We start from the raw sequence: 23,321 nt of genomic DNA, 5'->3' as shown, positions 1-23,321 counted from the left end.
TATTGTAACATATTAAAATGCAAAAACAGAGAAACTCCGGCACCATGGCCAAAGTCCCTCCGTTCCAGCGGCGCATCTATATAAACGACGGTTTGAGAAGCCCTAGAAACTTCCCAGCCGACGGTCATACCGATGTTCTACAAACCTTTTTTATTCCTGATTTCCGGTCTCTTACTCCGGTCTCTTACTATAGTATATTCCGAAGTCCCGTAAAAAGTTCCACCATCCTATTATTTTGTGGAAGATGTTGCAGCGGAGGTATTACTCGCCGAGTTTTCCCGTGCTGGAACAGGGGTGGAGCTGGGTACTGCACTGGATGTGCCTGCCTCCGGGGTGCTATACACTTTTTGAACAGCTATACCGTTGTTATCGGTCACATAGATAAACTGCAGACTATCCGGCGACCACTCCCCGCTCATCCAGTTTCCTTCCAGAGGGAGGGAAGCCACAGGCATCTTGTCGACTCCCAGGCCGCTGGCCGGAAGGCTGTAAATAACAAGCTGCTGATCTTCAACGGCTGCCTCATACTGACCGTCCGGGGAAGTCCAGGATAACTCGCCCGAAGCGGGAGCAGCTGGGAATATGCCCATAATACCCTGTTCATTGCCAACCTTTGGCTGAAAAGACTCCTTCGCAGCAGGGCCGGCTTCCGTGCTGTTGCTGTTCTCCGTTGAATTCTGTCCGCTTCCGTCCGGCTGAGTACTGCTAATCCCGAAGTCTTGGCGGGAAGGAGTTGCCGTAGCCTGATGCTTAGGAGATTTATTGTTTGTAGTTTGTGGAGCTATACTCTTGGCAGAGTCTCCTCCGGAAGCATTTCCGGTTGTGGGTTCCGGGGTTTCTGTTCCCCCTTTGGGGGATTCTGCAGCACTTATTTCAGGAACCGCACTTTCTTCAATACGGGACTCAGTCAGACCGCTATCGCTAGCCGGGCTGTTCTGTTCCAATCCGCTATTTGCAGCCGTGTCCGCAGTATTCGAGTTCATCATACCGGCTGCTCCACTTTCGGTTGCCGCATTATTTGAAGTGCTTTTCATCACCATTTCTTCCACTTGAGCGCCCGGAATTTGCTCCGGCATATTAAAGATAGCTATTCCGAGTATAATGGCAGCCGCAACCGCACCTATGCCTGTCCGTCTAGCCATGGATGATCCCTTTTGCCGCTTACCTTGCGAAATTGTTCGGGAGAAAGGAACTGCCACCTCTTCCCCTGACCCGCTTTTTTCCGATTCAATCAGACCGCGGTCCAATTCATCAAGCCGAGGCAAAATAGAGTCCACCAGACTGAAAGGGGCTTTCACGTCCGGAAGCTGCTCCAATTGCCGGGAGAGCATGGTGAGTCGGTCAAAGATTTCCGCGCAGGGAAGGCAATGATCAATATGACGGAACATCTCGGTTATCTCTTCACGGCTTAAATCATGATCCAAATAACGGTGCATCCATTCAATCACCTCCGCGCATTTCATCCCGATACACCACCTTTCTGATACTCCTGAAGTCTATTTTGCAGCTGCTGCCTCGCCCGGAACAGATAAGATTTCACTGTATTCAGCGGTAAATCCAGACAGTCCGCAATCTCGTTGTAGGAAAGATCCTGTATATATCGAAGTACAATCACCGTGCGATGATGCTCAGGAAGCAGGTCAATAGCTTCGCGTATATCCTCCGCCAAATAACCGGACATGACTTCCCGTTCAACATCCTGCTTATCCTTGAAAACCATATCGTGTTCATCCATAGAAATTGTTGGTTTAGCTCTTCTAAACTTATCAATACAAATATTGGTCACGATCCGTCCAACCCATGTTTTGAACTGGGCTTTCTCTTCGTAGGAACCAATTTTCGTATATACCCGAATCAATGCCTCCTGGGACGCATCCAGCGCATCCTGTTCATTATGCAAAATGTAGAAGGCCGTCTTGTATACATGCCCTTCAATTTCTCGCAATAGGGTGATTAGAGCGTCGCGATCGCCCGCTTGAGCGGCTCTGATGAGTCCCTGCTCCACCACGAAGGTTCCCCCTCTCTATGCAATCTTACTGACGCGCAAGACTGCCGAATTGTTGCATTATTTTTAGAATACCAAACTTTACTTTATACGTCATTCTGGCAAGAGAGATTTCGCACAATATCAACCCTGATTTTGGCCTATGAAGCCCTACTAATCATACAAGGGAAACTTCTATCATTCAAACTATCTTTTACATAACTTTGTCACAAAAATGACATGAAAAGAAACGGCTGTTCATAGACATTTAGTCCATGTAACAGCCGTTTCAGCCTGAAACAGCGCCTCCAGCTCATAGCTGTCAGCCTTTCATAGAGGTCACAAACATGTTTTATTTGACAGAACCCTGCATGACCCCTTGAATGATGTATTTCTGCGCAAACAGATACACGACAATAATCGGCAGTATGGTGAGCACCAGGCTCGCCATAAGCGGACCATAATCTACTGTATAGGTTCCGTAGAAATTATATGTGGATAACGGAAGGGTCCGTTGCTGTGAATCGACAAGAATAAGAGAAGGCAGCAAAAAATCATTCCATATCCATAGCACGTTCAGAATGGCGATGGTCGCTGTTGTCGGCATCAGCACAGGAAAGACAATCCTGAAAAAAGTCTGTGTCCGCGTACATCCATCGATCAGCGCAGCTTCCTCCAGTTCCTTGGGAATGCTTTTAACAAAACCATGATAAATGAATACTGCGAGCGAGCTGCCAAAACCGATATACATATAGATCAGCGACCACTTGTTATTCAGCATATTGAGCGATCCATAAATTTTGACCAATGGAATCATGAGGGCCTGAAACGGAATAATCATCGAAGCGACCATCAGAAGAAAGGTATACTGGTTGACTTTGGTATTGTTTCGCACGAAATAATGTGCCGTCATTGCCGCAAACAGCGATATGAACAGTACGCTAAGTGTCGTGATAATTAACGAATTGGAAAATGCGTAGATGTAACCCATTTTATTAAATGCATTCGTATAATTGGCAAAGTCCAAGGTACTAGGTAAAGAAAGTGGATTGGAGGTAATCTCCTTATTCTCTTTGAAGGAATTGAGCAGAAGAACCGCAAAAGGAAAGACGAACAGAATCAGAGCCAACGAGAGTCCTAACAGCTTAAGTAAGGAAGAAGCCTTTTTGGAATCTGCCATTATGCCTCAACCTCCAATTTCTTGCTAAAATAAACCTGAAGCAGTGTAATGGCGGCTACCAGCAAGAACAAAACCAGCGCTTCCGCCTGGCCCACGCCGTAGTCGCGGGATAAAAAAGCCTTCTGATAGACATGCATGGAAACAAATTCAGTGCTTTTAAACGGCCCGCCCTTCGTTAAGGTGAGGTTGACATCGTATACCATAAATCCGCGCTGCAGAGACAGAAAGATACAAACAATAAAAGAAGGAATCATGAGCGGAATCGTCATTTTAACCATTTTTAGCCAACCACTTGCCCCATCAATGCTGGCTGCCTCCAATATATCATTCGGAACTCCGGTCAGACCTGCCACGTAAATTACCATCATATAACCTGCGTATTGCCAGACCGTAACTATAACAAGCGTCCAAAAGGCCTTGTCCGGTTCTGCCAGCCAGGACGCGCTGAAGAGTCCGATTCCCACCTTTTGCCCCAGATACACAAGAATATTATTGAAAATAAACTGCCAGATGAAGCCGAGTACAATGCCGCCAACCAGATTGGGGAGAAAGAACCCTGCCCGAAAAAAGCTTTGTCCTTTAATTCCTTTGGTGAGCACATACGCGAGCAGGAAAGCCAACACATTAATGAATACAACAGTAAACAGTACATATTTCAGCGTCAGACCGAACGATTTCCAGAATTCCGCATCCTTAAAGACCGCCCCATAGTTCTGAAAGCCGACCAGCGACTGGGTCGTTGAGATACCATCCCAACTCGTAAACGTCAAGTAGATACCATAAAGAAACGGTATGATCATCACGGTAATGAACGCAAACAAGATAGGCCCGGTAAAGAGCAGCCGCAGACGCAGCCGGTTCCACACTCCTTTTTCCGTAATCATGGAGATCCTTCTCTCTGTGTTTTATTTAGAAGAAAGCAATGAATAAGGACGTCCTGAGCCCTTATCCATTGCCCCTGTCTTGTATTTTCGTTACTTCGCAGTCTTCCAGTACTCTTCAATTTCTTTGACCAGCATCGCGCGATCACCCGATTTGGACAGATACTTTTGCATCGAAGCTCCCAGAATAGACCAGTGATCGGCAGGTAAAGCACTCATGGATTGCTCGGACTTGCCACTAGCAATATACTCCTGAATGGACTTACCGAGCGGATCTGCGGCAGGAAGTGTTATATTTTTAAAGGCCGGAATAATGTTAGCCTTGTTCACCAAAAAGTCTTGGCCTTTATCCTGATATACGATCCAATCCAAAAACTTTTTGGCTGCTGCCTGCTGCTCAGGTGTAGCCTTTTCCTTGTCTATTATAAGACGTTTGGAGACCGCGGAGGAAATTTCCTGATTGCCATAATCTGCGGAATTGTTGCTAATCGGTACAGGCAGGAAGCCATATTCCCCTTTAGCTGTGTCAAAACCACTAATTTGCGGCCACGCCCAGTTTCCCATGAACCAAATGCCAACCTCCCCTTTACCGAGGAGTTCCGGTCCACGTTCATAAGTGCCTGACAAAGGAGAAGCCTGATCAATATTGTATTTCATCATCACATCAAAGGTATCCATCAATCCGTTAAACACTTTGTTCTCCGCAAGATTAACAGTACCCGCACGCAGCGTATCCACAAATTTGTTAACCTCTGCCATGTCCTTGTTCTGTCCTGCATAAGCAAGCGGTAAGTAATGCGCTCCAAGCGACCAGTCCATTGGCGAGACGACAAGCGCCTTCTTGCCAGAGGCCTCAATCTGTTTGAACAAATTTTCAAGCGCTTCAGTCGTGTTAATCGTGGACGGATCAAAGCTTCCTCCGACCGCCTTGTCAACAACCGCTTTATTATAAATGAATCCGTAGCCTTCAACAGCCAGCGGGAAGGCGTAGTTCTTGCCGTCAAACGTAGTCAGGTCGGTAGCATTTGCCACCGCATCCCCATTCCACTTCTCTCCGCTGAGATCCAAAATGCGATCCTTGAATTTCTCAACGTCGCCCGTATCCAGCATGATCATGGTCGGCGGGTTGCCGGAAGCGTATAAAGTGGAGGCACGTTCAAAGGGTGAACCGCCAGTAGGAACTGCCTGAATCTCAAGGGTGATATCGGGATTATCCTCGTGAAAAGCCTTAGCCGCATCCTCAAGCTGTGTCTGTATTTCGCCTTTGGAATTGAGTAGTGAAATCTTCACATTGGCCGTTCCGGAATCGGAAGATTGCTTGCTGTCCCCGGCAGATTCCTTGTTGTCCCCGGCAGAACTCCCACATGCGGACAGAATCACGACAAATGCCAGTAACAAAATCATTAAACTTGTCCCTTTGAAAAGCTTCATTTTATTTCCCCCTAATTTTAAATTCAAGCTTCATAAAATCGCTTACAAACGGATTATATGTCAAACGGTTAATATATGTCAAACGTTTAACACAGTAAAACAATTTATATTTTTTCGGCTAAAAAAGAGCTCCTTCGCACAAGGCAAAGGAACTCTTGAATTCTCAAAAATGTATAAGTGGATTAAGTAGTGGACCTTTCCATCAGCTCTACTGCAAGAATATTCTCCCGCTCAAAGGGCTCGCCGTCACGTTGTTTACGGATTAATTCTACTGCTAACCGACCAATTTCACTAATAGGCTGCTTGATCGAGCTTAACTCTGGCGCAAACCAGGAGACCGCTCCTATATCATCGTATCCAATAATACGAATGTCCCCAGGGACTCTTTTCCCTGCTTTAGTACAGCCTTTTAAGGCGAAGGCAGCAATAATATCGCTCGTTGCGAAGATACCGTCTACATCAGGGTGCTCATTCAACAGCTTCTCTATAATCTGACCGTATTGAGCATGGTCAAATACGTTCATGTCCGTCTGTATAATAACGTGTTCCACACCATGTCTGAACATGACATCCCGAAAAGCTGTGCTGCGGTAATTGGCCAGAAGTTGCAGCTCCAGATTACCGCAGATATGCGCAATTTTTCGGCAGCCCTTGGAAATAAGCAGCTCAGCAGCAAGCTCCCCTCCACGATAATTATCTGAAGATATATAAGGAATATCTGCATCAATCTGACGATCAATCGTCACAATGGGAGAATGCAGATTGCGGTATTCGTCCACCTGCAGGGTATGGCTACCCATCACAATGCCATCCACCATATTCCGCTTCAGCATCTCTATATATTCCTTTTCCTTCACCGGGTCCAGGCGAGAGTTACACAGCAATACTTTGCAACCGTCCTGGTAAGCATAATACTCCACATGATTTGCCAACTCCGCGAAAAAGGGGTGAGACACATCGGGAATAATGAGCCCTATAATATTTGAACGCTTGCGCAGGAGAGAACGCGCAATCTCATTCGGATGATAATTGAGTTCCTCAATCGTCTGGAACACCTTGCTGCGCGTGCCTTCACTCAGATAGCCACGGTTGTTTAGCACCCTAGAAACCGTGGTAACGGACACACCTGCTTTTAAAGCGACATCATGAATTGTAACCATAACTCCCTCTTTCAAATCTAGTATAAAAAAACTATACCCGATATCCGGAATTCACACAAACTTTGAAAAACTGAATTAGAAAAAAGCCGCAGACTAAATAATTAGTCATACAGCTTTTCACCTTTCACAATCACTATAGCCTGCATTTAGCTTGGCTTATCTCTTGTATTACTATAGATTAAACGCCCTTAATCTCTTTAAACTTCGCAACATACTTCGCAGCCAGCTCGGTGATCAGATCGTAACGCCCCTCTTTGGCCGGAGCAGTCAAGTTGCCGCCGATACCCACAGCGATACAGCCGTTAGCAATCCATTTGTCCATGTTGTTCAGATCGACGCCGCCCGTAGGCATAATGTTCACATGAGGCATAGGCCCTTTAACCGCTTTGACATAATCCGGTCCGAAGGCGCTGCCCGGGAACAGCTTCAGCACATCCACACCCAGCTTCAGGGCTTCCTTCATTTCACTCAGCGTCATGCAGCCGGGCATGTAAGGAATACCGTAAAGATTGCACATTTTTGCTGTGTCTTCTTCAAAAGAAGGACTTACCACAAATTCCGCACCAGCCAGAATGGCAATTCTTGCAGTCAACGGGTCCAGTACAGTACCGGCACCGATTACGGCTCTGTCTCCGTATTCAGCGACCAGTTTCTTGATCGCCACATCCGCGTCCGGTGTTGTAAAGGTTACTTCAATATTGTTAAGACCGCCTTCGACGCAGGCTACGGACATTTTGAAGGCATCCTCGGAATTATCAGCACGGATGACAGCAACTACACCGACAGATGCCACGTTTTGCAATACTTTTATTTTCTTCATCATTAACTCCCTCTCTAATCAAACATAGGATAAACAATAAACCTCTACTTTAGATAAAAATTTTTATCTAATTTACTAACAACAGTACGATAACCGCTAAGAAAATAGTAATAACAATGTCGCATACAGTCAATCTATTTTTGTGTGAATATGATGAATATTTCTTTTTCATGCGCGAAAATCCTTTGTATATAAAGAAATATATTATTATTACTCGGGTTTCTTTTTAGAATTTATGTTATTGATGAGCAATGTGTTATTGTACAAAACCGATTTATGTGATGATTTCAAATTACAATTTATTTTACAGGGAGTAGATTCCCTGAGGAGGAACAAGTAATGAGTAAACAACTGGATGTAGTCACTTTCGGCGAGCCGATGGCTATGTTTTATGCGAATGAGACAGGACCGCTGGCGGAGGTATTTTCATTCTCCAAAGCCCTGGCGGGTGCGGAGAGCAATGTTGCTGCCGGCTTATCCCGTTTGGAACACCCAACCGGCTATGTGACTAAGCTCGGCGAAGACAATTTCGGCCAATTTATCGTTCAGGCTCTGAACAAAGAGCGTATCGATACAAATAGTGTCACTTTTACCAAAGAACATTCCACCGGAATGCTGATCAAATCCAAGGTCGTTACCGGCGATCCCAAAGTCGAATATTTCCGTAAAAATTCCGCTGCCTCGAAGCTCAGCCTGGCTGATTTCGATGAAGCCTACTTCGCTTCCGCAGGACATCTGCATGTAACCAGCATTTCGTCTGCTCTGTCCAAGAACTGCCATGAATTTTCCATCCATGCCATGGAATTTATGAAGAGTAAAGGCAAGACGGTGTCATTGGACCCTAACCTGCGCCCAACCCTGTGGCCGGATACCGAGACCATGGTAAGCACCATTAATGATCTTGCTACACGCTGCGACTGGTTCCTGCCGGGACTCAGCGAAGGCAAAACCCTCACGGGACTTGATACACCGGAGGAAATCGCAGCCTATTATCTGGAGCGCGGCGTTTCCCTTGTGGTGATTAAGCTTGGACCTGAAGGCGCTTATTATAAGACTTCCGAACAGGAAGGATATGTACAAGGCTTTAAAGTAGAGGAAGTTGTGGATACCGTTGGCGCCGGGGACGGTTTTGCCGTCGGTGTAATCAGCGCTATGCTGGAGAAGCTCCCGGTAGCGGAGGCCGTCAAACGCGGGAATGCCATTGGCGCTTTGGCAGTAATGTCGCCGGGTGATATGGATGGTCTGCCGACCCGTGCAGGTCTGGCGTCATTTATGAATCAGACAGTATAGCCTATCTTCAGACAAATAAAACATGCCGACCAAACCGTAATGTTGGTCGGCATGTTTTTTTGTTGAATACTCCGGAGCAAATTGAGCCATCGTTCCGGTGAGTGAGAGCCACCTCTCCGGCGTTTTTGAGCCACCCTTCCGGAAGAGAGAGCCATTGCATGGAACTCCTGCTAGAATGATTTTTATGCGTTGTTGAAAGATAGCGCAAATCATTCGTGAGGAGGTCATACCATGACCCCATATCGTGAAATCTTTCGGCTTCATAGCCAAGGGATTAGCCAACGTAACATCGCCCTCAGTTGCGCCTGCTCGCGCAACACCGTCTCCAAAATCATTCAACGAGCAGGAGAACTTGGGATTGTCTGGCCGTTAAAGAAAGATCTAACGGATGGTGAGTTTCGCCAGCGGCTGTTTGCTGAGGCGACCCAGGCTCCGACCCGCAAGCATCCGGATTACGCGTACATCCACAAGGAGATGGCTAAAAGCGGGGTAACGCTTAGTTTGCTTTGGAATGAGTATTGCGAGAACTGCCGAGCGAGCCAAGAGATTCCGCTCATGTATTCGCAATTCTGCCACCACTATCAGCAGTACACCATGAAATCGAACGCAACCATGCGTATCCAGCGTAAGCCAGGCGAACAGCTTGAAGTGGATTGGGCAGGGCAAACCGCGTCCATCATCGACCGTGAGACAGGCGAGATCATGACCATGTATGTTTTTGTTGGCGTGCTGGCCTACAGCCAGTATGCTTATGTGGAAGCCTTTGCTTCGCAAGATCAGGAGAGCTGGATTACCGCCCATATCCATATGTATCAATTCTTTGGTGGATCCACTCGTGTACTCATTCCGGACAATCTGAAGACGGGAGTAGAAAAAGCATCCGGGCACTCCCCAGTGATCAATAAGATCTATCATGAGATGGCTGAGCACTACAACACCGCCGTCATTCCTGCACGTGTCCGTAAACCAAAGGACAAGCCGAATGTGGAGGGAGCCGTTGGTGTAGCCTCCACATGGATTCTAGCGGCGCTACGTAAACAACAGTGTTTCAGTGTTGCTGAACTAAATCTAGCCATCCGGGAGAAACTCGATGCCTTAAATGCAAAGCCCTTTCAGAAAAAAGAAGGGAGCAGGCACAGTGTCTTTATGACGGAAGAAAAACCGTTCTTACTCTCCTTGCCTGCTACCCCCTATGAGTTGGCGACCTGGAAGACCGCCACTGTCCAATTCAATTATCATATAAGCGTTGAGAAAATGCACTACTCTATCCCCTATGAATATATTAAGCATCGCGTAGATGTACGAATGACGAGGGGCGTGATTGAAGTCTTCTACCAGAATAACTGAGTATGCTCCCACCCGCGCCTTCATGGAAAGCCGGGGCAGTACAGCACGGTGGAAGATCACATGCCGGAGAGCCATAAAAAATTCATCCAATGGAATGCGAACCGCTTTATCTCTTGGGCACAAAGTGTTGGCACGCATACTGCTGTTGCGGTCCAAGCGATCCTCAACTCCCATAAGGTAGAGCAGCAGGGCTACAGAAGCTGTATGGCCCTTCTCAAGCTTGCCGACAAACATGGCGTTATTCGCCTTGAAGCAGCCTGCGCCAGGGCATTGTCCTACACGCCAAGGCCTAGCTTAAACGATTCTAACCACCGGACAGGATCGGCTTGAAGCGCAGCCAGAAACACAAGAACCCTCATCCCCTTCTGAAAGCCATGGCTTCATCCGCGGCGCAGATTATTACGGGAGGGGTTAACCCATGGTGCATGAACCGACCCTACGCAAACTACACGAAATGCGCCTTTCCACTATGGCGGACGCCTATCAAAATCAATTGTTGGATCCAAACTTTCAAGCCCTTTCGTTTGAAGAGCGTTTTGGACTCCTGGTTGACACGGAATGGTCTAGAAGAAAGAACAATCGGCTGACCACGTTAATCCGCAAGGCAGACTTTCAACAAAGCAACGCGTACATTGAAGACGTTGAATATCACGCCGATCGCAAACTGGACCGGACACAGATCCTTCGCTTGGCAACCGGCACGTACATCCATGACAAACTCAATATCATCATTATGGGTGCGTCAGGTGCAGGTAAAACCTATCTGGCTTGTGCCTTCGGCATTGCCGCCTGTAGGAACTTCTACCCGGTCAAATATATACGCTTGCCCGAACTGTTAAATGAGCTGGCAGTCGCACGAGGGGAGGGGATCTTCCAAAGGGTGATGAAAAGTTATAAGAAGGTTCCTTTGTTGATCCTGGATGAATGGCTGCTTGTTTCGCTAAAAGAAAGCGAGGCCAGGGATCTACTTGAAATTGTAGAGGCACGCCATCAAAACGGGTCCACCCTATTCTGCTCACAGTTCGCTCCTGCCGGCTGGCATGGAAAAATTGGTGAAAGCACATTGGCAGATGCTATTCTCGACCGAATCGTACATTCATCCTACACGATCACAATCGAAGGCATGGACTCCATGCGTAAGCGCAAAGGACTTATCAACTAACCATTCCTACTTTTACGGGAGCTACCGATTACTGGTGGCTCCCACCACCGGAGAGGTGGCTCACTTTTCCCAGAGGACTGGCTCACTTATCACCGGAATGATGGCTCTATTTCATCGAAATATTCATTTTGTTGATCCGAATACCAGTTTTTTCAGGAAATCTTCCAGCTAAACACATGGGATTCTGCTGTAATCTCTCAGCTGAGTTTTCTTGTTATATATTTCCTATCTGAGTATGTTTGAATTTCTGACCTTTAATCGCCATAAAAACGCACCCCTAGAAATTCATCGGACAACCAAGGGTTTTCCAATGTCTATTCAAAGGGGTGCCTTGGTTCTAATCTATTTAGCCAAAATCCCCAAACTTTCGTAAGACTCATCAACCGATCAATCTTCTCTTCCGTTGTTAATAAATATACTAAAATGTAGGTTTATTAATGTGTTTGACTTGGACATCATTAATAATATCATAAACATGCAGATATTGATTTTCTTCTAATATTGTAAAGCGTACTTCTTCAATAATGTTAATTAATTCCTTTATAGTATCTTCAAAATTTTCTGGTATGATTGCTGTCTCCAATCTACTTTGCAGTTCCTCAATTCCAATCTTCTTCAGTATAAACATTTCAAATATAGACTGAATTTTTATTAATTGTTTATCCATATAATTGTTCACTCCTTGTTATTTTGTAATAATGGTAACAACGTTGCCCCACTCATTAGTTATTATATTAAGAGTGCCCGAAACATAGGAGCGGTTGCCATTTTGCTGAATAACAGGTTTAACAGAATTTAATACCTCTTCTACATAAGTCGGTGAAACACTTCTACCATAATCGCCCCCTGCTTGTACAATCTGGCTTCCATAACGGTTACCACTCGGTTGCATCCTATCTACTGCATGTTTTGAGTAGAGCCTATCTCCAACTTTAGCGTAGGTTTTCCCGTTTGAATTCACTTTGTTGTACTCATCCCAACTTCCCCAAAAAATCTTTTTTTCCGTTTTCTTAACAGCAGCCTCTGTAAGTTCTTTTGCAATCTTCTTACCTATAATTTTTGCTGTACCCTTTACTAAAACAGAACCTATGCCTCCAATTAAATCATAAACAATACTATTATCTTCGGTAACACTATCAAATGATCCTGAAACAATTTTTTTCGTTTTCGTATCATAAAAAGCCATCCCAGCGTCTAATTGTTGCCTAGCCCATTTTTTCTGCCCAGCGTTACCCTTATATTCAAGACTTTTTAGATAATCATATTGATTTTGGCTGAAAACAACTTTGTTTCCTGATGGATCAATGAACATTAAGGGATTATTATGACCATACGTATACAAATTCAAACTCAGCGGATTTGTAATCTGCCCCTCATACGTATCCTCATTTAAAAACCTTCCGATACTAGGATCATAATATCTGGCTCGCAGGTAGTAAAGCCCCGTATCCTCGTCATAGATCTCCCCAGCATACTTAAAGGAGTTGGATATTCCTTCCGTCTGATTCGTAATATTACCCCATGCATCATATGAATATGAATTGACAACAATCCCGTTTGTATCTATGATTTGAACCACATCACCATGACCGTTGTATAAATAATAATAGTCTTTCGCTGTGGTGACATCCTTCTTCACCAACAATCGATCTCCCCTTACATAGTTTGCTATCTGTCCGTTACTCTTGGCCTCAGAGATCACTTCTCCATTCCCATTATAGTTATATTGTGTTTTTATGGTACCGCTCGTTTTCTGATATCTTAATCCACTAGGTAAATAGCTTATTGAGGTTGAGCTATTATCTTTTGTAACTCCAGTTAGTGTATTTTGCAAGTCATAGGTATAGCTTGTATTTGCATACTCTGATGGAATAGAAGATGTATCCGAGACGATCTGTCGATTTCCTTGCAGATCGTAGGCATAGGTTGTAGTTCCACCTCCATCTGGACGTACAATACTGTAAAGACGATTTAATTTATCATAAGCATAAGTTGTCGTCTTTCCCGCTCCATTATTTAGTGCTTCTGTCACTGTAGTTATATTTCCATTATTGTCGTATAGATACGTGTATGAGGAAAGAACTTCTGTGCCTTTTTTATTTTGCAATGTCCCCAAGCGATTTAAACTATCGTACGTATACTCTGTTTTTAATACACTTCCATCTGCTAACGTAGGATAGGTGATACTTTTTACCTGTCCTGTTGAAAAATACTCATAGGTAGCATTCACCGTTGCCGTAGTATTAAGAGTAGGGCTTCCGTTTGTTTGGACTTTATCCAGGCGCTGCATGCTGTATTGATAATTGATATAAAAGCTACCTATCCCACTTTGTGTACCCGTTAATCTAGTAGTTCGATTCGCTTTATCATAGACATATGCTGTTGAAGCAGAGTAGCCTGTTGCTTGAGAAGACAGTGTTGTTACTCGCTTTAGAGTATCTATTGTTGACGTTTGCGAAGCTGCTTTTATTCCATCTAGATAAAGCTCATACGTATCGTTTTTGATTTCACTACTCCCGAAGATGCTCTTATTTTGCTGTGTATTCCCTCCAGTTCCTGTGAGCAAACTACTAACTGCCTGATTTCTTTCATCATACTGATAATTAAAGACCGTACCATTGCGATCTGTCTTTTGTACAAGCAACCCTAGTTGATTATAGGTTTGATTCTCACTGAGCGATGCTGCATCTTTCTTATTATAGAGTAAGCCCAATTCGTTATAAGCTTTACTCTTTAAGCTAACCGATGTCCCATTTATACTATTTTGCATGGTCGTATCTATGATCTGTCCGCTGCGATCATATTGGTAACTAGTAATCTGATCCATCGAATCTTTTAGGGAATTCAAGCGATTTAACACATCATACGTATACTTTGTTGTCACTCCCTCGTTGTTTAAGTTTTTGTTGGGGTCTGTGTATGTCAATACATTGCCTGCAATATCATAACTATACGACTCAGAAACCTTAGTTGACTCACTTTGAATTGACAAGTCTTTATAAGTTACGTTAGAGAGTAATTGACCCCATTGATCATAATTTTGTTCTATATAACTGCTCTTCACTGTTGCATCATTCATATTGTAGCGATAAGCTGCAACCCCTGAAGAAGCCACAGTATAATTTATCACTTTACGGAGCTTCAAATTATGCTCACTAATGTACAAATTACCATAAATATCTTCAGCCTCATTCTGCTTTCCCCAAACATCGTATTTAACGGTAGTTGTATTTCCTACAGGATCTATTACATAAACTGCTCTGGACAAATCGTCCACATGGTATTGGGTTTTCGCCCCTGTATCCACTGCTTCTTCCAACCTCAAGAGACCTAACCCATCGTAATACTCATTTTGATTGGATAAGTACGTTATCGTTCCGTTCGATTTTTGCGTATATTTACGCTTGGAATTCACCTTAAGATAATATATGCCTTGGTTTGTAATATCAAAATAAGTTGTGCTGGCATAAACCTTTGTATAGGTATACTGATCTTGTACATCATATTGCTCGCCGTTCAGGTTTGTAACCGTTGGATAGGTAATGGTTAAGACCCTTCCCAGTGAATCATACGTATAATTTGTTTTCTTTCCGTTTCCATCGGTTTGGTCCTGCAAGTTTCCTGAACCCATATTGTAAGCCATCTGTTTTTTTACAGACGACGAGCTCTGTTGCCCGCTGGCTGAAACATTGGTGAAATAGCTTATTTGTTCTGTAGGATATCCATAATTGGTTTCGGATCCGTAGGTGGTTACTGTTCTGGATACCTTTCCATTTTGCAAAGGTTTCTCTTCGGTGACCTTACTTATTTTTCTCACGTCACCTGGTATAGGCTCATAGGTATAGATAGTTTCTTCGTTCTTGGGGTTAGTGTACCTTAATATCCTTCCATATTCATTGTATTTATAGCTCTCAGTGGCGTAAGTAGATTCATTTTGATACCAAGATAATGTGTCGGGAAGATAGAAATTCGGTTCGTAAGTAGTCGTTGTTGTATACTTAGCTTTTATCGATGAATCATTCAGTTGAGTCAGTGTGAGCGGTAATGTTTGGCTTTGTATGGCTCCCCAATCGGTATAGCTGAAATCGGAGTAGAGTATATTGGCAGTACTATCTGAATCACCCACTCCGAAGTCAGCATAAAAAGTTCGTGTTGGTAAATATTTAAATGTAGGATGAAATGCAATGTTTCGCTCTTCTTTACGTTCTCCATTTGGGGCCTCGACTACTGTTGAAATCTTTTGCTGTAACCCATTAAAATAGGTTGTTGTTGCCAGTCCGTTTGTAGCCGAACTGCTTTGAAAAATAGCCTTCGATGAAAAGCCATAGGATTCAGGGAGATTGTTGGGATCCCAGTAAGTAGGATATCCCGTGTAATCTCCTAGGTACGAGTAGTTCACCTGATTATAGGTGCTCTTTATCAAATCATTCCTGTACTTTATTCTGTATTCTTCCCCAAGCCCTGACGGGCCCAAATTTCGGGTGACAAGTTCATATTGATAATTAGAAGTAGAGAAAGGGTAACTCACACTTGTTAATCTATGATAACTGTTATATCCTGCATATGAATCCAGAACTTTTTGAGAGTAATGAAATTTTGCAGAAACCGAACTATCGTAACTAAAATATGTGTTTTCACCAATCTGGTTTGTAATTGACCATAAGGATGGTGCATATCCGTCAGGATTGTTGTTGAATGTAAGCGAACTTCTCCATTTTTTGAAAGTTACTTTTTCAGTTTCCGTTCCGCTGGTCGTAACACTAACCGTGATAGTTTCTCCATAAAATGAATCCGTTGTGTTCAAATTACTTTCATAACTAAAGTTAATGTTTCTTCCCAAGCTGTCCGTAATCATAGAGATTACTTTATTCGTCTGTCCATCATAGGTGACACGATCCATGTGCTCGAACTTTATCGTATTTCCAAATCGGTCTACGATACCCAATAATCTTCCGTCACTTGCAAAATATTCTCTTTTTTTATCTCCATATTGCAAGTAATAAGCGGAGCCAGCTTGACCATTATTAAACGTTCCATTATCCTGTAAAAATTGCAAGTCTTTCCCCTGATAACCCACCAAATGAGTATAGCTTCCCAAAGCATCCCCAGCACTAAAATCTACACGGTATACGGCACCCTGCCCATCGTGATAAAACAAGTACCCATCGGCTAGTTGAACAGATGGAAACTGAAATGACCAACCCATTCCCAAATCATAGCGAGATATCAAATAATTATATTTTTTTATTTGCCCATAGCTCGAATAATCTCTCATATAGGCGAAAGATTGGTTAGAATTATACATTACTCCTACGTTAAGATCTAAACCATCCCGCCCAGGCAAACTAATCTCTGTCTCTTTCCAAGTTAACGAACCCGAAGCGGGGTCTATTAATTCATTGGTGCCGCTACGATCGGAATATTGTTGCTTATTTGTTTGATTAATTTGTTGCTGAGTAATTAGAGCGTCAAAAGCGCTATTTACTGTATAATCAAAAGTAGTCATTAATTTTTCCAAGGAGTTTATTTCCAGGAGATCTTCCAGTTTGCCCTCCTGATATACAGATTCCTTAACTGTTAGAATCTCAGTATTGAACTCGGTCTTAAGAACTTCCTGATAAACTGCATCTTCCACCGAAGACGGTATACCACCAGTCTCATCCTCTATTTGTTTCTCAAGTACTTCCCAAGATTGATTTCCAGCTTTCTTTTTGTTAAATATCTTGTCAGGAGCCAAGTTTGTCTCTTTAACCAGCATATTTACCCAATAAATATCCTCTTTACTTGCTCCCGATAGAATAAGATTTTCGATTTCTTTCTTGGTTAAATCTGCTCTGTTTGATGTTGAACTGACACTTCCCTTCTTCTCTTTCTGAGAAGCCCTTAGACTTGTTAAAGCTTTGACTTTAGCTATTCTTTGTATGCTTTCTGTATCATAAACTGCATTCGCAACGACAACGTTTTCTTCAGGCCTTATTATAGAAGAATCTTTTAAATTATCTTTTAAAGAACTGTTCGAAATATCTTGCTCACTAAATTCTTCAATAATTTCATCCTTATAAGCTTTAGCTGCAGCATTTGTTTGAAAATTTGGTGACAGAATAGTAATGCATAAAAATAATAACAAAAACTTTTTCATTAATGAATTATTGTGTTTCAATTGATTTCCCCCCAGTAATTTTTCTTAAATATTCTCGTATTATAGTTATCTACCGACATTATCTTCTTCAACAGCTGAAGATATCACGTTGACTTGAAATTAAAAACTTCTTAAACCCCGAAGAGTTGGAACTCAATTAAATTTGCAGATTGACTTCCTTGGATTAACTTGAATTTACTAAATCAATTACCGTTGAGTTAAATGTCTTTATAAAATTCAGTTGCTATTTATATATGAAACGACCGGTTTCCAACTAGTTGCATCATTAAAAATGGTGCCGTTCTTATTTACGACAAAGTAAATGGCGTCTCCTGTGTTTACAGCGATATTCAGACCTACTTCATAACCCGTTGTATCGTTATAAGACAGGGACTTGGACCATAACTTAAAGTTATTTTTAAATATCTTTACGCTTACTCCGTCTCCTCCACTAGAATCGTACTTGGCTACATTTCCCGCTATTCGAATCATTCCGGATTTAGGTGCAACCCATTTTCTCACAGCATCCGTTTCATCCGGATGCTGTATGTCATTTATAATCAGAGTATAAGGTTTACTTCCTTGCCATTGCCCATTCTTGTACAGTAAATTTGTATACGTTGTTCCATTCCACTCCTGGTAGTACCAACCTTGATTTCCTTGGATGCTACCGTAGGCATCGTAGGCAGAGTTTGCTTCCATGTATGCAACAACCGGCTTCCAACTGGTAGTGTCACAAGTATTGGTTCCATTTTTATTGACTACAAAATAAATCGCATCCCCTGTATTTACTGCGACAGTCAGACCTACTTCATAACCTGTAGTATCGTCATAGGATATCGTCTTTGACCACAATTGAATGTTATCTTTTAATATTTTTACTATTACTCCATCTCCTCCCCTGGGGTCGCCCTTAGCTGCGTTTCCTGTTATTCGAATCATTCCGGATTTGGGAGCAACCCATTTTCTGACTACATCCGCTTCATCCGGATGCTGAAAATCTTTATTTATCAGCGTATAGGGACTGATTCCCTGCCATTGCCCATTCTTGTACTGTAAATTCGTATACGTTGTTCCATTCCATTCCTGATAGTACCAATTTTGATAGCCTTGGATACTGCTGTATGCATCATAAGCAGAGTTTGCTTCCATGTATGAAACAACCGGTTTCCAACTGGTCGAATCATTAAAGTTAGTGTCGTTCTTATTTACGACAAAGAAAATGGAGTCTCCCGTATTTACGGCGACGGTCAAGCCTACTTCATAACCCGTTATATCGTTATAGGATAGCGTTTTAGACCATAATTGAATGTTATTTTTTAATATCTTTACGATTACACCATCTCCTCCACTAGGGTCGTACTTAGCTACGTTTCCCGCTATTCGAATTAGTCCGGATTTGGGAGCAACCCATATTCTAACTGAATCCGTTTCATCCGGATGCTGTATATCATTTATGATCAGCGTATAAGGACTGGTTCCCTGCCACTGTCCATTCTTGTATTGTAAGTTTGCATACGTTGTTCCGTTCCATTCCTGGTAGTACCAATTTCGATTACCTTGTATGCTGCCGTATGCATCGTAAGCAGAACTCGTCTCAGTAACTTTATAAGTTCCGTTGAGACTGCCATCACGGGTTTTTGAAATTAAGTTTCCTTGTAAATCATACTCATAATAAACTCTATCCGATCTAGATTCTAAGTAATTCAGACGACCTGATGCGTCATAATTATAAGTCAGAGTATTATCCGAATAGCTATAAACTAACGACGATTCAACTAGAATCGCAAAGAAAGCACAGCATAACCCTATATAAAAGAGTGTTTTTTTAAGGTGTCTTCTTTTTATGAAAATTTTCTTTAGCATCTATGACTACTCCATTCTAGCTATTATTGTCTGTTCTGTTCAGGTCTCCGAACAAGATTTATATTCTCCAATAATTAGTTCTTAACATTCACTTCCACAGCTCCGAACGCATCGTGATTTCCGTAAGAATCGAAGCTATAAATATGAGTAACATATCTACCTGTTTCATTGTTATGCTTGGAGAAAGGTATACGAATTCTCCATGACGTGCTACTGATTCGCTCCCCTTGGATCCATGGATTTTCAAGATCGTCTTGCCCGTTGTTTTCTGTCCATGTAGGGAATCTAACCTCTGCAACACTTGAAGGCACGCCTTCTACAACGATGTCGTAATAACCACGGCTTAAAGCTACTTCCGCTGGGGCTGTTATCTTCGCTTCATTTTTCACATCGAATACCCAGGCTCCACTATATTTTCCATCTGTATAGATATGGGTAATATAAGTCCCTATCTCTTTATTATGTTTGGAATACACCACGGTTCCTTTCCAAACACCATTCGCTACTTTCACCCCTTCAATCCACTCGAGGTCATCCTGATCACCCTTTAAGGTCCAAGTCGGGAATTGAACTTTAGTTGCTTTACTATCAACCCCGTAAATAAAGACATCGTAGGAAATCCCTGATATGTCCATCTCGGAAGAACCCCCGGGACCTCCTGATACATTAACCGAGGTTCCAGCTAATCCTCCAACATTTCCATACTTGTCAAATGCATAGGCATGAGTGGTATACCATCCCGTTTCAAAATTATGTTTACTAAATGGGACTCTAATTCTCCAGGTAGTTTCATTAATTCTCTCACCGATAATCCACGGGTTCTCCAGATCGTCCTGCCCGTTATTTTCTGTCCATGTTGGAAATTTAACTTGTTCGATATTTGCCCCAACACCTTCAGCAATAATTTCATAGAAACTGGCACTTAAATTTGCATTCTGTGGTCCTACAAGAGTGGTAGTAGATTTGACTTGAACTGATATCCCCTTTGATGCATTATCAACATAAATATGAGTGATATAAGTACCCAATTCATTTCTATGTTTAGAAAAATTAACTGTACCCTTCCAAAGTCCTTCCGATATTTTCTCTCCAGCTATCCACTCAATATCATCTTGATCATTTTGTAAGGTCCAGGTTGGGAACTGAACCTGATTCGCGCTACTTGGAACACCTTTCACATAAATGTCATAAGAAAGCGAAGAATAACTAACAATATATGGCTCAGCCGCAGTAGGATTCTTTTGCTTTTTAAGCAAGTTCCCGTTCTGATCGTATGTATACTTGATGATTGAGTTGTCTGCTAAAATTGTAGATTCTATTCTTCCTTGGTTGTATATATTTATCGTCTGCTTTTTTTGAGTTTCCTGCCAATTTATAACTATGTAATTACTATTTAATTGTTCAGCCTGAGCTGAAGAAGCACCAAGAAATATAAATCCAAATAAAGAGCATATAAATAGTCGTGAAAAAAGCTTAATTCTATCCACCTTATTTCCTCCCACCTTTTATCTCAAATTCATAGCGAGGGTGCGCTCTTAGCGATCCTCCGGATACTTTAATTTTCGCTTAAATTATCGTTGTTATCTGAATTTTTGAGAATTAAAAACTTTTTCTATTTATAATGTTGCTGCACTAAGGGGCTACTTTCTGGTTTTTTCCTTCATCTACCTTTAAGTATGGCAAGACCGCAACATTTGAGAGATTCGCCTTGAACTCAGCTAACTGAAAATAGTATCCACCCATATCATCCTTACCAAGCTTTGTGGCATATACCCGAACGTATCTAGCCATTACAGGCGTCCCAAAATTAAATGTCTGCACCGAACCGTTATTCACATAACTGCTATATGCTTGTTCAGGAATATCCGTCCAAGTTAAACCATCCTTACTCGATTGAATTTTAAAGTCTTTTGGGAAACTTAAAGTTGCTCGGGGAGTTAAATTGATCCCGCTAATCGACTTAATACTCTCTAAATTTAAGGCAATCCACTCAGTAGTTGCTTCATTAGCACGCGGCTCACTCGACCAAACAGTTGATGGATTGTTGTCTGTTAATTTGACTACTCCCCATCCGTTTAACGCTGACGAGGCTGCGGCATTGACGAGATTAGCTTGAAAATCAGCTAGTTGAAAGTAATATCCACCCATATCATCCTTACCAAGCTTTGTGGCATAGACTCGAAGGTATCTTGTTATTACTGGGTTTCCAAAACTAAATGTTTTCACTGAACCGTCATTGATATAATTGGTATATGCCTGTCCAGGGATGTCTGTCCAAATAATTCCATCTACACTAGATTGAATATTAAATTCTTTTGGAAAACTCAAAGTTCCTCGGGGAGTTAGGCTGATTCCACTAACAAACTCGATACTATCCAAATATAACGTAATCCACTCTGTACTTGCTTCACTCGCGTGCCACTCACTTGACCAAACGGTTGTAGAGTTGTTATCAGATAACTTAACGGCTTCCCAACCTTTTATATTTGACGACGTCGCAACAATAGTGAGTTTAGCGTTGAACTCAGCTAGCTGAAAGTAGTAGTTGCCCATATCATCCTTTGAAAGTTTAGTTGCGTAGACACGGACATACCTTGCCATGACCGAGCTTCCAAATTTGAATGTCTGAACCGATCCATTATTAACATAATTGCTATACTTCTGCCCAGGAATATCTGTCCAGGTTATCCCGTCATTGCTGGATTGTATTTTAAAATCTTTTGGAAATGCTAAAGTTGCTCGGGGAGTTAAGCTAATTTCACCTATGATATGGTGACCTCCAACATCCAAAGCAGCCCATTCTACCGTATTTTCTGTTCCATGTGCCTCACTTGACCAAGCGGTTCCCGAACTGTCGCCCAGTCTGTATGCTTCCCAACCAACTAAGCTAGAGGAAGTAAATGCAGGGAAATTTTTTGAAGTTATTTTTTTAATAATGTTTCCATTAGAATCATACAGATAATAAATCACATTATTGGAAGGAGTAATTATATACTTCAACCGGTTGTTTTCTGGCCCGATTTGGTAGTATGTAACCCCATCATAGGACTCAGCGTTGGCTAAATTTGTGTTAATAAGAAGTAGGAACATGATCAAATATATTACTTTTCTAGACTTCACTAATAGGCACCATCTTTCACGTAGAATTAATAAAAAAAATATAACTATTAACATGCTATAAAGGAGTTGTTTTTTCTTCATTTTGTAATAGAAGAAATGGCTTCATTTGTTACAAGCTTAATTAGCCTTTTTCCACGTCTCTTGGCTTGTTAATTTGTTTTTGTAACAATATTACCTGTTTCATCGACTGCTTTTGCATTACCCTAGACGCCCCATGACATCTTTTCCATTAAGGGTATCTTGCAAAGCTACGAACATCGCCAGGGATTTCTCGATAATCTCCTTTCCCTTAACATTGTGCTGAGTACACGCTTTTTTCCATGCTTATAGTAGTTCCCACAGACATACCATAGACTTTTGCCGCAATTGGCATAATATCAATATTTGGAAAATAGTTTTTTTGCTTTAGGCTTTGCTTTTTGTTGCTTTTTCCTTGCATGTAACAAGTAAGCGCTTCAAAGTCTTCCCTTGACATAAAAGAGGATGATCGTTCTCATGAATAATCTGCCTATCACTTGTAATCACTTCACGGATTAACATTTATTGTTGATTGCCTTCCTTGAACGAGGTCACCGACATAATTCGGATAACTATTAACTTAATGCTAGAGCCATGCAATATTGTCCTTCATTAGCTTTCCTATAACTTGTTCATGTGTAGTATACTCTTCACGAGTTAATGTTCTACCGATAGCGTCAAAGCCATCATGAATGTAATTAGTTCCAATAAATGGTCTAACTCAAAGAATTCACTTGGAATAACTTCAATACCTTCTTCAAAAACCTTACTATAAGGAACATGAAAGAAATAATCAATACAGCAATATTCAATATTACGAAATAAACAAATTTTTCAATACATTTTTCATAATTTTTAGAATTCCCCTTCTGCCCTTTCTAGGAATATATCAACATCATATTCAAACAAACAATCTTGTCCCC

17 protein-coding genes are annotated in these 23,321 nt (G+C 42.2%); 4 read left to right on the top strand and 13 right to left on the bottom strand.

Going from position 1 to position 23,321, the window contains the following annotated elements; all coding sequences use genetic code 11:
• Positions 1–230 precede the first annotated feature (230 nt).
• The 7 genes from PaeBR_RS08530 to PaeBR_RS08500 form a co-directional block, all read right to left on the bottom strand.
• Entirely contained in the window at positions 231–1,463 is a 1,233-nt protein-coding gene (locus tag PaeBR_RS08530; protein WP_410514409.1) for an anti-sigma factor family protein, read from the bottom strand.
• The gene (locus PaeBR_RS08525; protein WP_410514408.1) at positions 1,460–2,008 is read right to left on the bottom strand and encodes an RNA polymerase sigma factor; all 549 of its coding nucleotides are present in this window, start codon (positions 2,006–2,008) and stop codon (positions 1,460–1,462) included. The genes PaeBR_RS08530 and PaeBR_RS08525 overlap by 4 nt, the downstream gene beginning before the upstream one ends.
• 328 nt (positions 2,009–2,336) lie before the next feature.
• Positions 2,337–3,164: a carbohydrate ABC transporter permease gene (locus PaeBR_RS08520; RefSeq protein WP_410514407.1), complete on the bottom strand. Its 828-nt coding sequence runs from the start codon at positions 3,162–3,164 to the stop codon at positions 2,337–2,339.
• Positions 3,164–4,048: a carbohydrate ABC transporter permease gene (locus PaeBR_RS08515; protein ID WP_410514406.1), complete on the bottom strand. Its 885-nt coding sequence runs from the start codon at positions 4,046–4,048 to the stop codon at positions 3,164–3,166. Before PaeBR_RS08515 ends, PaeBR_RS08520 begins: the two co-directional genes overlap by 1 nt.
• 90 nt (positions 4,049–4,138) lie before the next feature.
• Complete coding sequence (locus PaeBR_RS08510; RefSeq protein WP_410514405.1) at positions 4,139–5,476, bottom strand: ABC transporter substrate-binding protein; 1,338 nt, start codon at positions 5,474–5,476, stop codon at positions 4,139–4,141.
• 182 nt (positions 5,477–5,658) lie between these two features.
• Positions 5,659–6,636 (bottom strand): LacI family DNA-binding transcriptional regulator, encoded by a 978-nt coding sequence (locus PaeBR_RS08505; protein ID WP_410514404.1) that lies wholly within the window; start codon positions 6,634–6,636, stop codon positions 5,659–5,661.
• Positions 6,637–6,814: 178 nt separating this feature from the next.
• A complete protein-coding gene (locus tag PaeBR_RS08500; RefSeq protein ID WP_410514403.1) occupies positions 6,815–7,456 on the bottom strand; it encodes a bifunctional 2-keto-4-hydroxyglutarate aldolase/2-keto-3-deoxy-6-phosphogluconate aldolase in 642 nt (213 codons plus the stop codon).
• Positions 7,457–7,795: 339 nt separating this feature from the next.
• Between PaeBR_RS08500 and PaeBR_RS08495 the strand changes: the two genes are divergently transcribed.
• The 4 genes from PaeBR_RS08495 to istB all read left to right on the top strand — a co-directional run bounded on the left by PaeBR_RS08495 (position 7,796) and on the right by istB (position 11,255).
• Positions 7,796–8,746: a sugar kinase gene (locus PaeBR_RS08495; RefSeq protein WP_410514402.1), complete on the top strand. Its 951-nt coding sequence runs from the start codon at positions 7,796–7,798 to the stop codon at positions 8,744–8,746.
• Between the two features lie 231 nt (positions 8,747–8,977).
• Positions 8,978–10,093, top strand: coding sequence for an IS21 family transposase (istA, locus tag PaeBR_RS08490; RefSeq protein ID WP_410514035.1), 1,116 nt, complete (start codon positions 8,978–8,980; stop codon positions 10,091–10,093).
• A 48-nt stretch (positions 10,094–10,141) separates the two neighbouring features.
• The gene (locus PaeBR_RS08485) at positions 10,142–10,423 is read left to right on the top strand and encodes a hypothetical protein (protein WP_410514036.1); all 282 of its coding nucleotides are present in this window, start codon (positions 10,142–10,144) and stop codon (positions 10,421–10,423) included.
• Between the two features lie 88 nt (positions 10,424–10,511).
• Positions 10,512–11,255: an IS21-like element helper ATPase IstB gene (istB, locus tag PaeBR_RS08480; RefSeq protein ID WP_410514037.1), complete on the top strand. Its 744-nt coding sequence runs from the start codon at positions 10,512–10,514 to the stop codon at positions 11,253–11,255.
• Between the two features lie 418 nt (positions 11,256–11,673).
• Here istB and PaeBR_RS08475 read toward each other — a convergent pair whose 3' ends face one another.
• From PaeBR_RS08475 to PaeBR_RS08450, 6 genes are all read right to left on the bottom strand, one after another.
• On the bottom strand, positions 11,674–11,922 hold the full coding sequence (locus tag PaeBR_RS08475; protein WP_410514401.1) for a hypothetical protein: 249 nt from the start codon (positions 11,920–11,922) through the stop codon (positions 11,674–11,676).
• 18 nt (positions 11,923–11,940) lie between these two features.
• Complete coding sequence (locus PaeBR_RS08470) at positions 11,941–17,415, bottom strand: RHS repeat domain-containing protein (protein WP_410514400.1); 5,475 nt, start codon at positions 17,413–17,415, stop codon at positions 11,941–11,943.
• A gap of 216 nt (positions 17,416–17,631) precedes the next feature.
• Positions 17,632–19,260 (bottom strand): hypothetical protein, encoded by a 1,629-nt coding sequence (locus tag PaeBR_RS08465; protein WP_410514399.1) that lies wholly within the window; start codon positions 19,258–19,260, stop codon positions 17,632–17,634.
• 74 nt (positions 19,261–19,334) lie between these two features.
• Complete coding sequence (locus PaeBR_RS08460; RefSeq protein ID WP_410514398.1) at positions 19,335–20,747, bottom strand: GBS Bsp-like repeat-containing protein; 1,413 nt, start codon at positions 20,745–20,747, stop codon at positions 19,335–19,337.
• Between the two features lie 145 nt (positions 20,748–20,892).
• Positions 20,893–22,461 carry a discoidin domain-containing protein gene (locus PaeBR_RS08455; RefSeq protein ID WP_410514397.1) on the bottom strand — a complete coding sequence of 523 codons (1,569 nt, stop codon included), beginning with the start codon at positions 22,459–22,461 and terminating at the stop codon, positions 20,893–20,895.
• Positions 22,462–22,669: 208 nt separating this feature from the next.
• A complete protein-coding gene (locus PaeBR_RS08450; protein ID WP_410514396.1) occupies positions 22,670–22,819 on the bottom strand; it encodes a hypothetical protein in 150 nt (49 codons plus the stop codon).
• Positions 22,820–23,321 lie beyond the last annotated feature (502 nt).

The organism is Paenibacillus sp. BR2-3, from assembly GCF_046529485.1.
Taxonomy (GTDB): Bacteria; Bacillota; Bacilli; order Paenibacillales; family Paenibacillaceae; genus Paenibacillus_AQ.
This window is presented reverse-complemented; position numbering and strand designations above follow the sequence as displayed.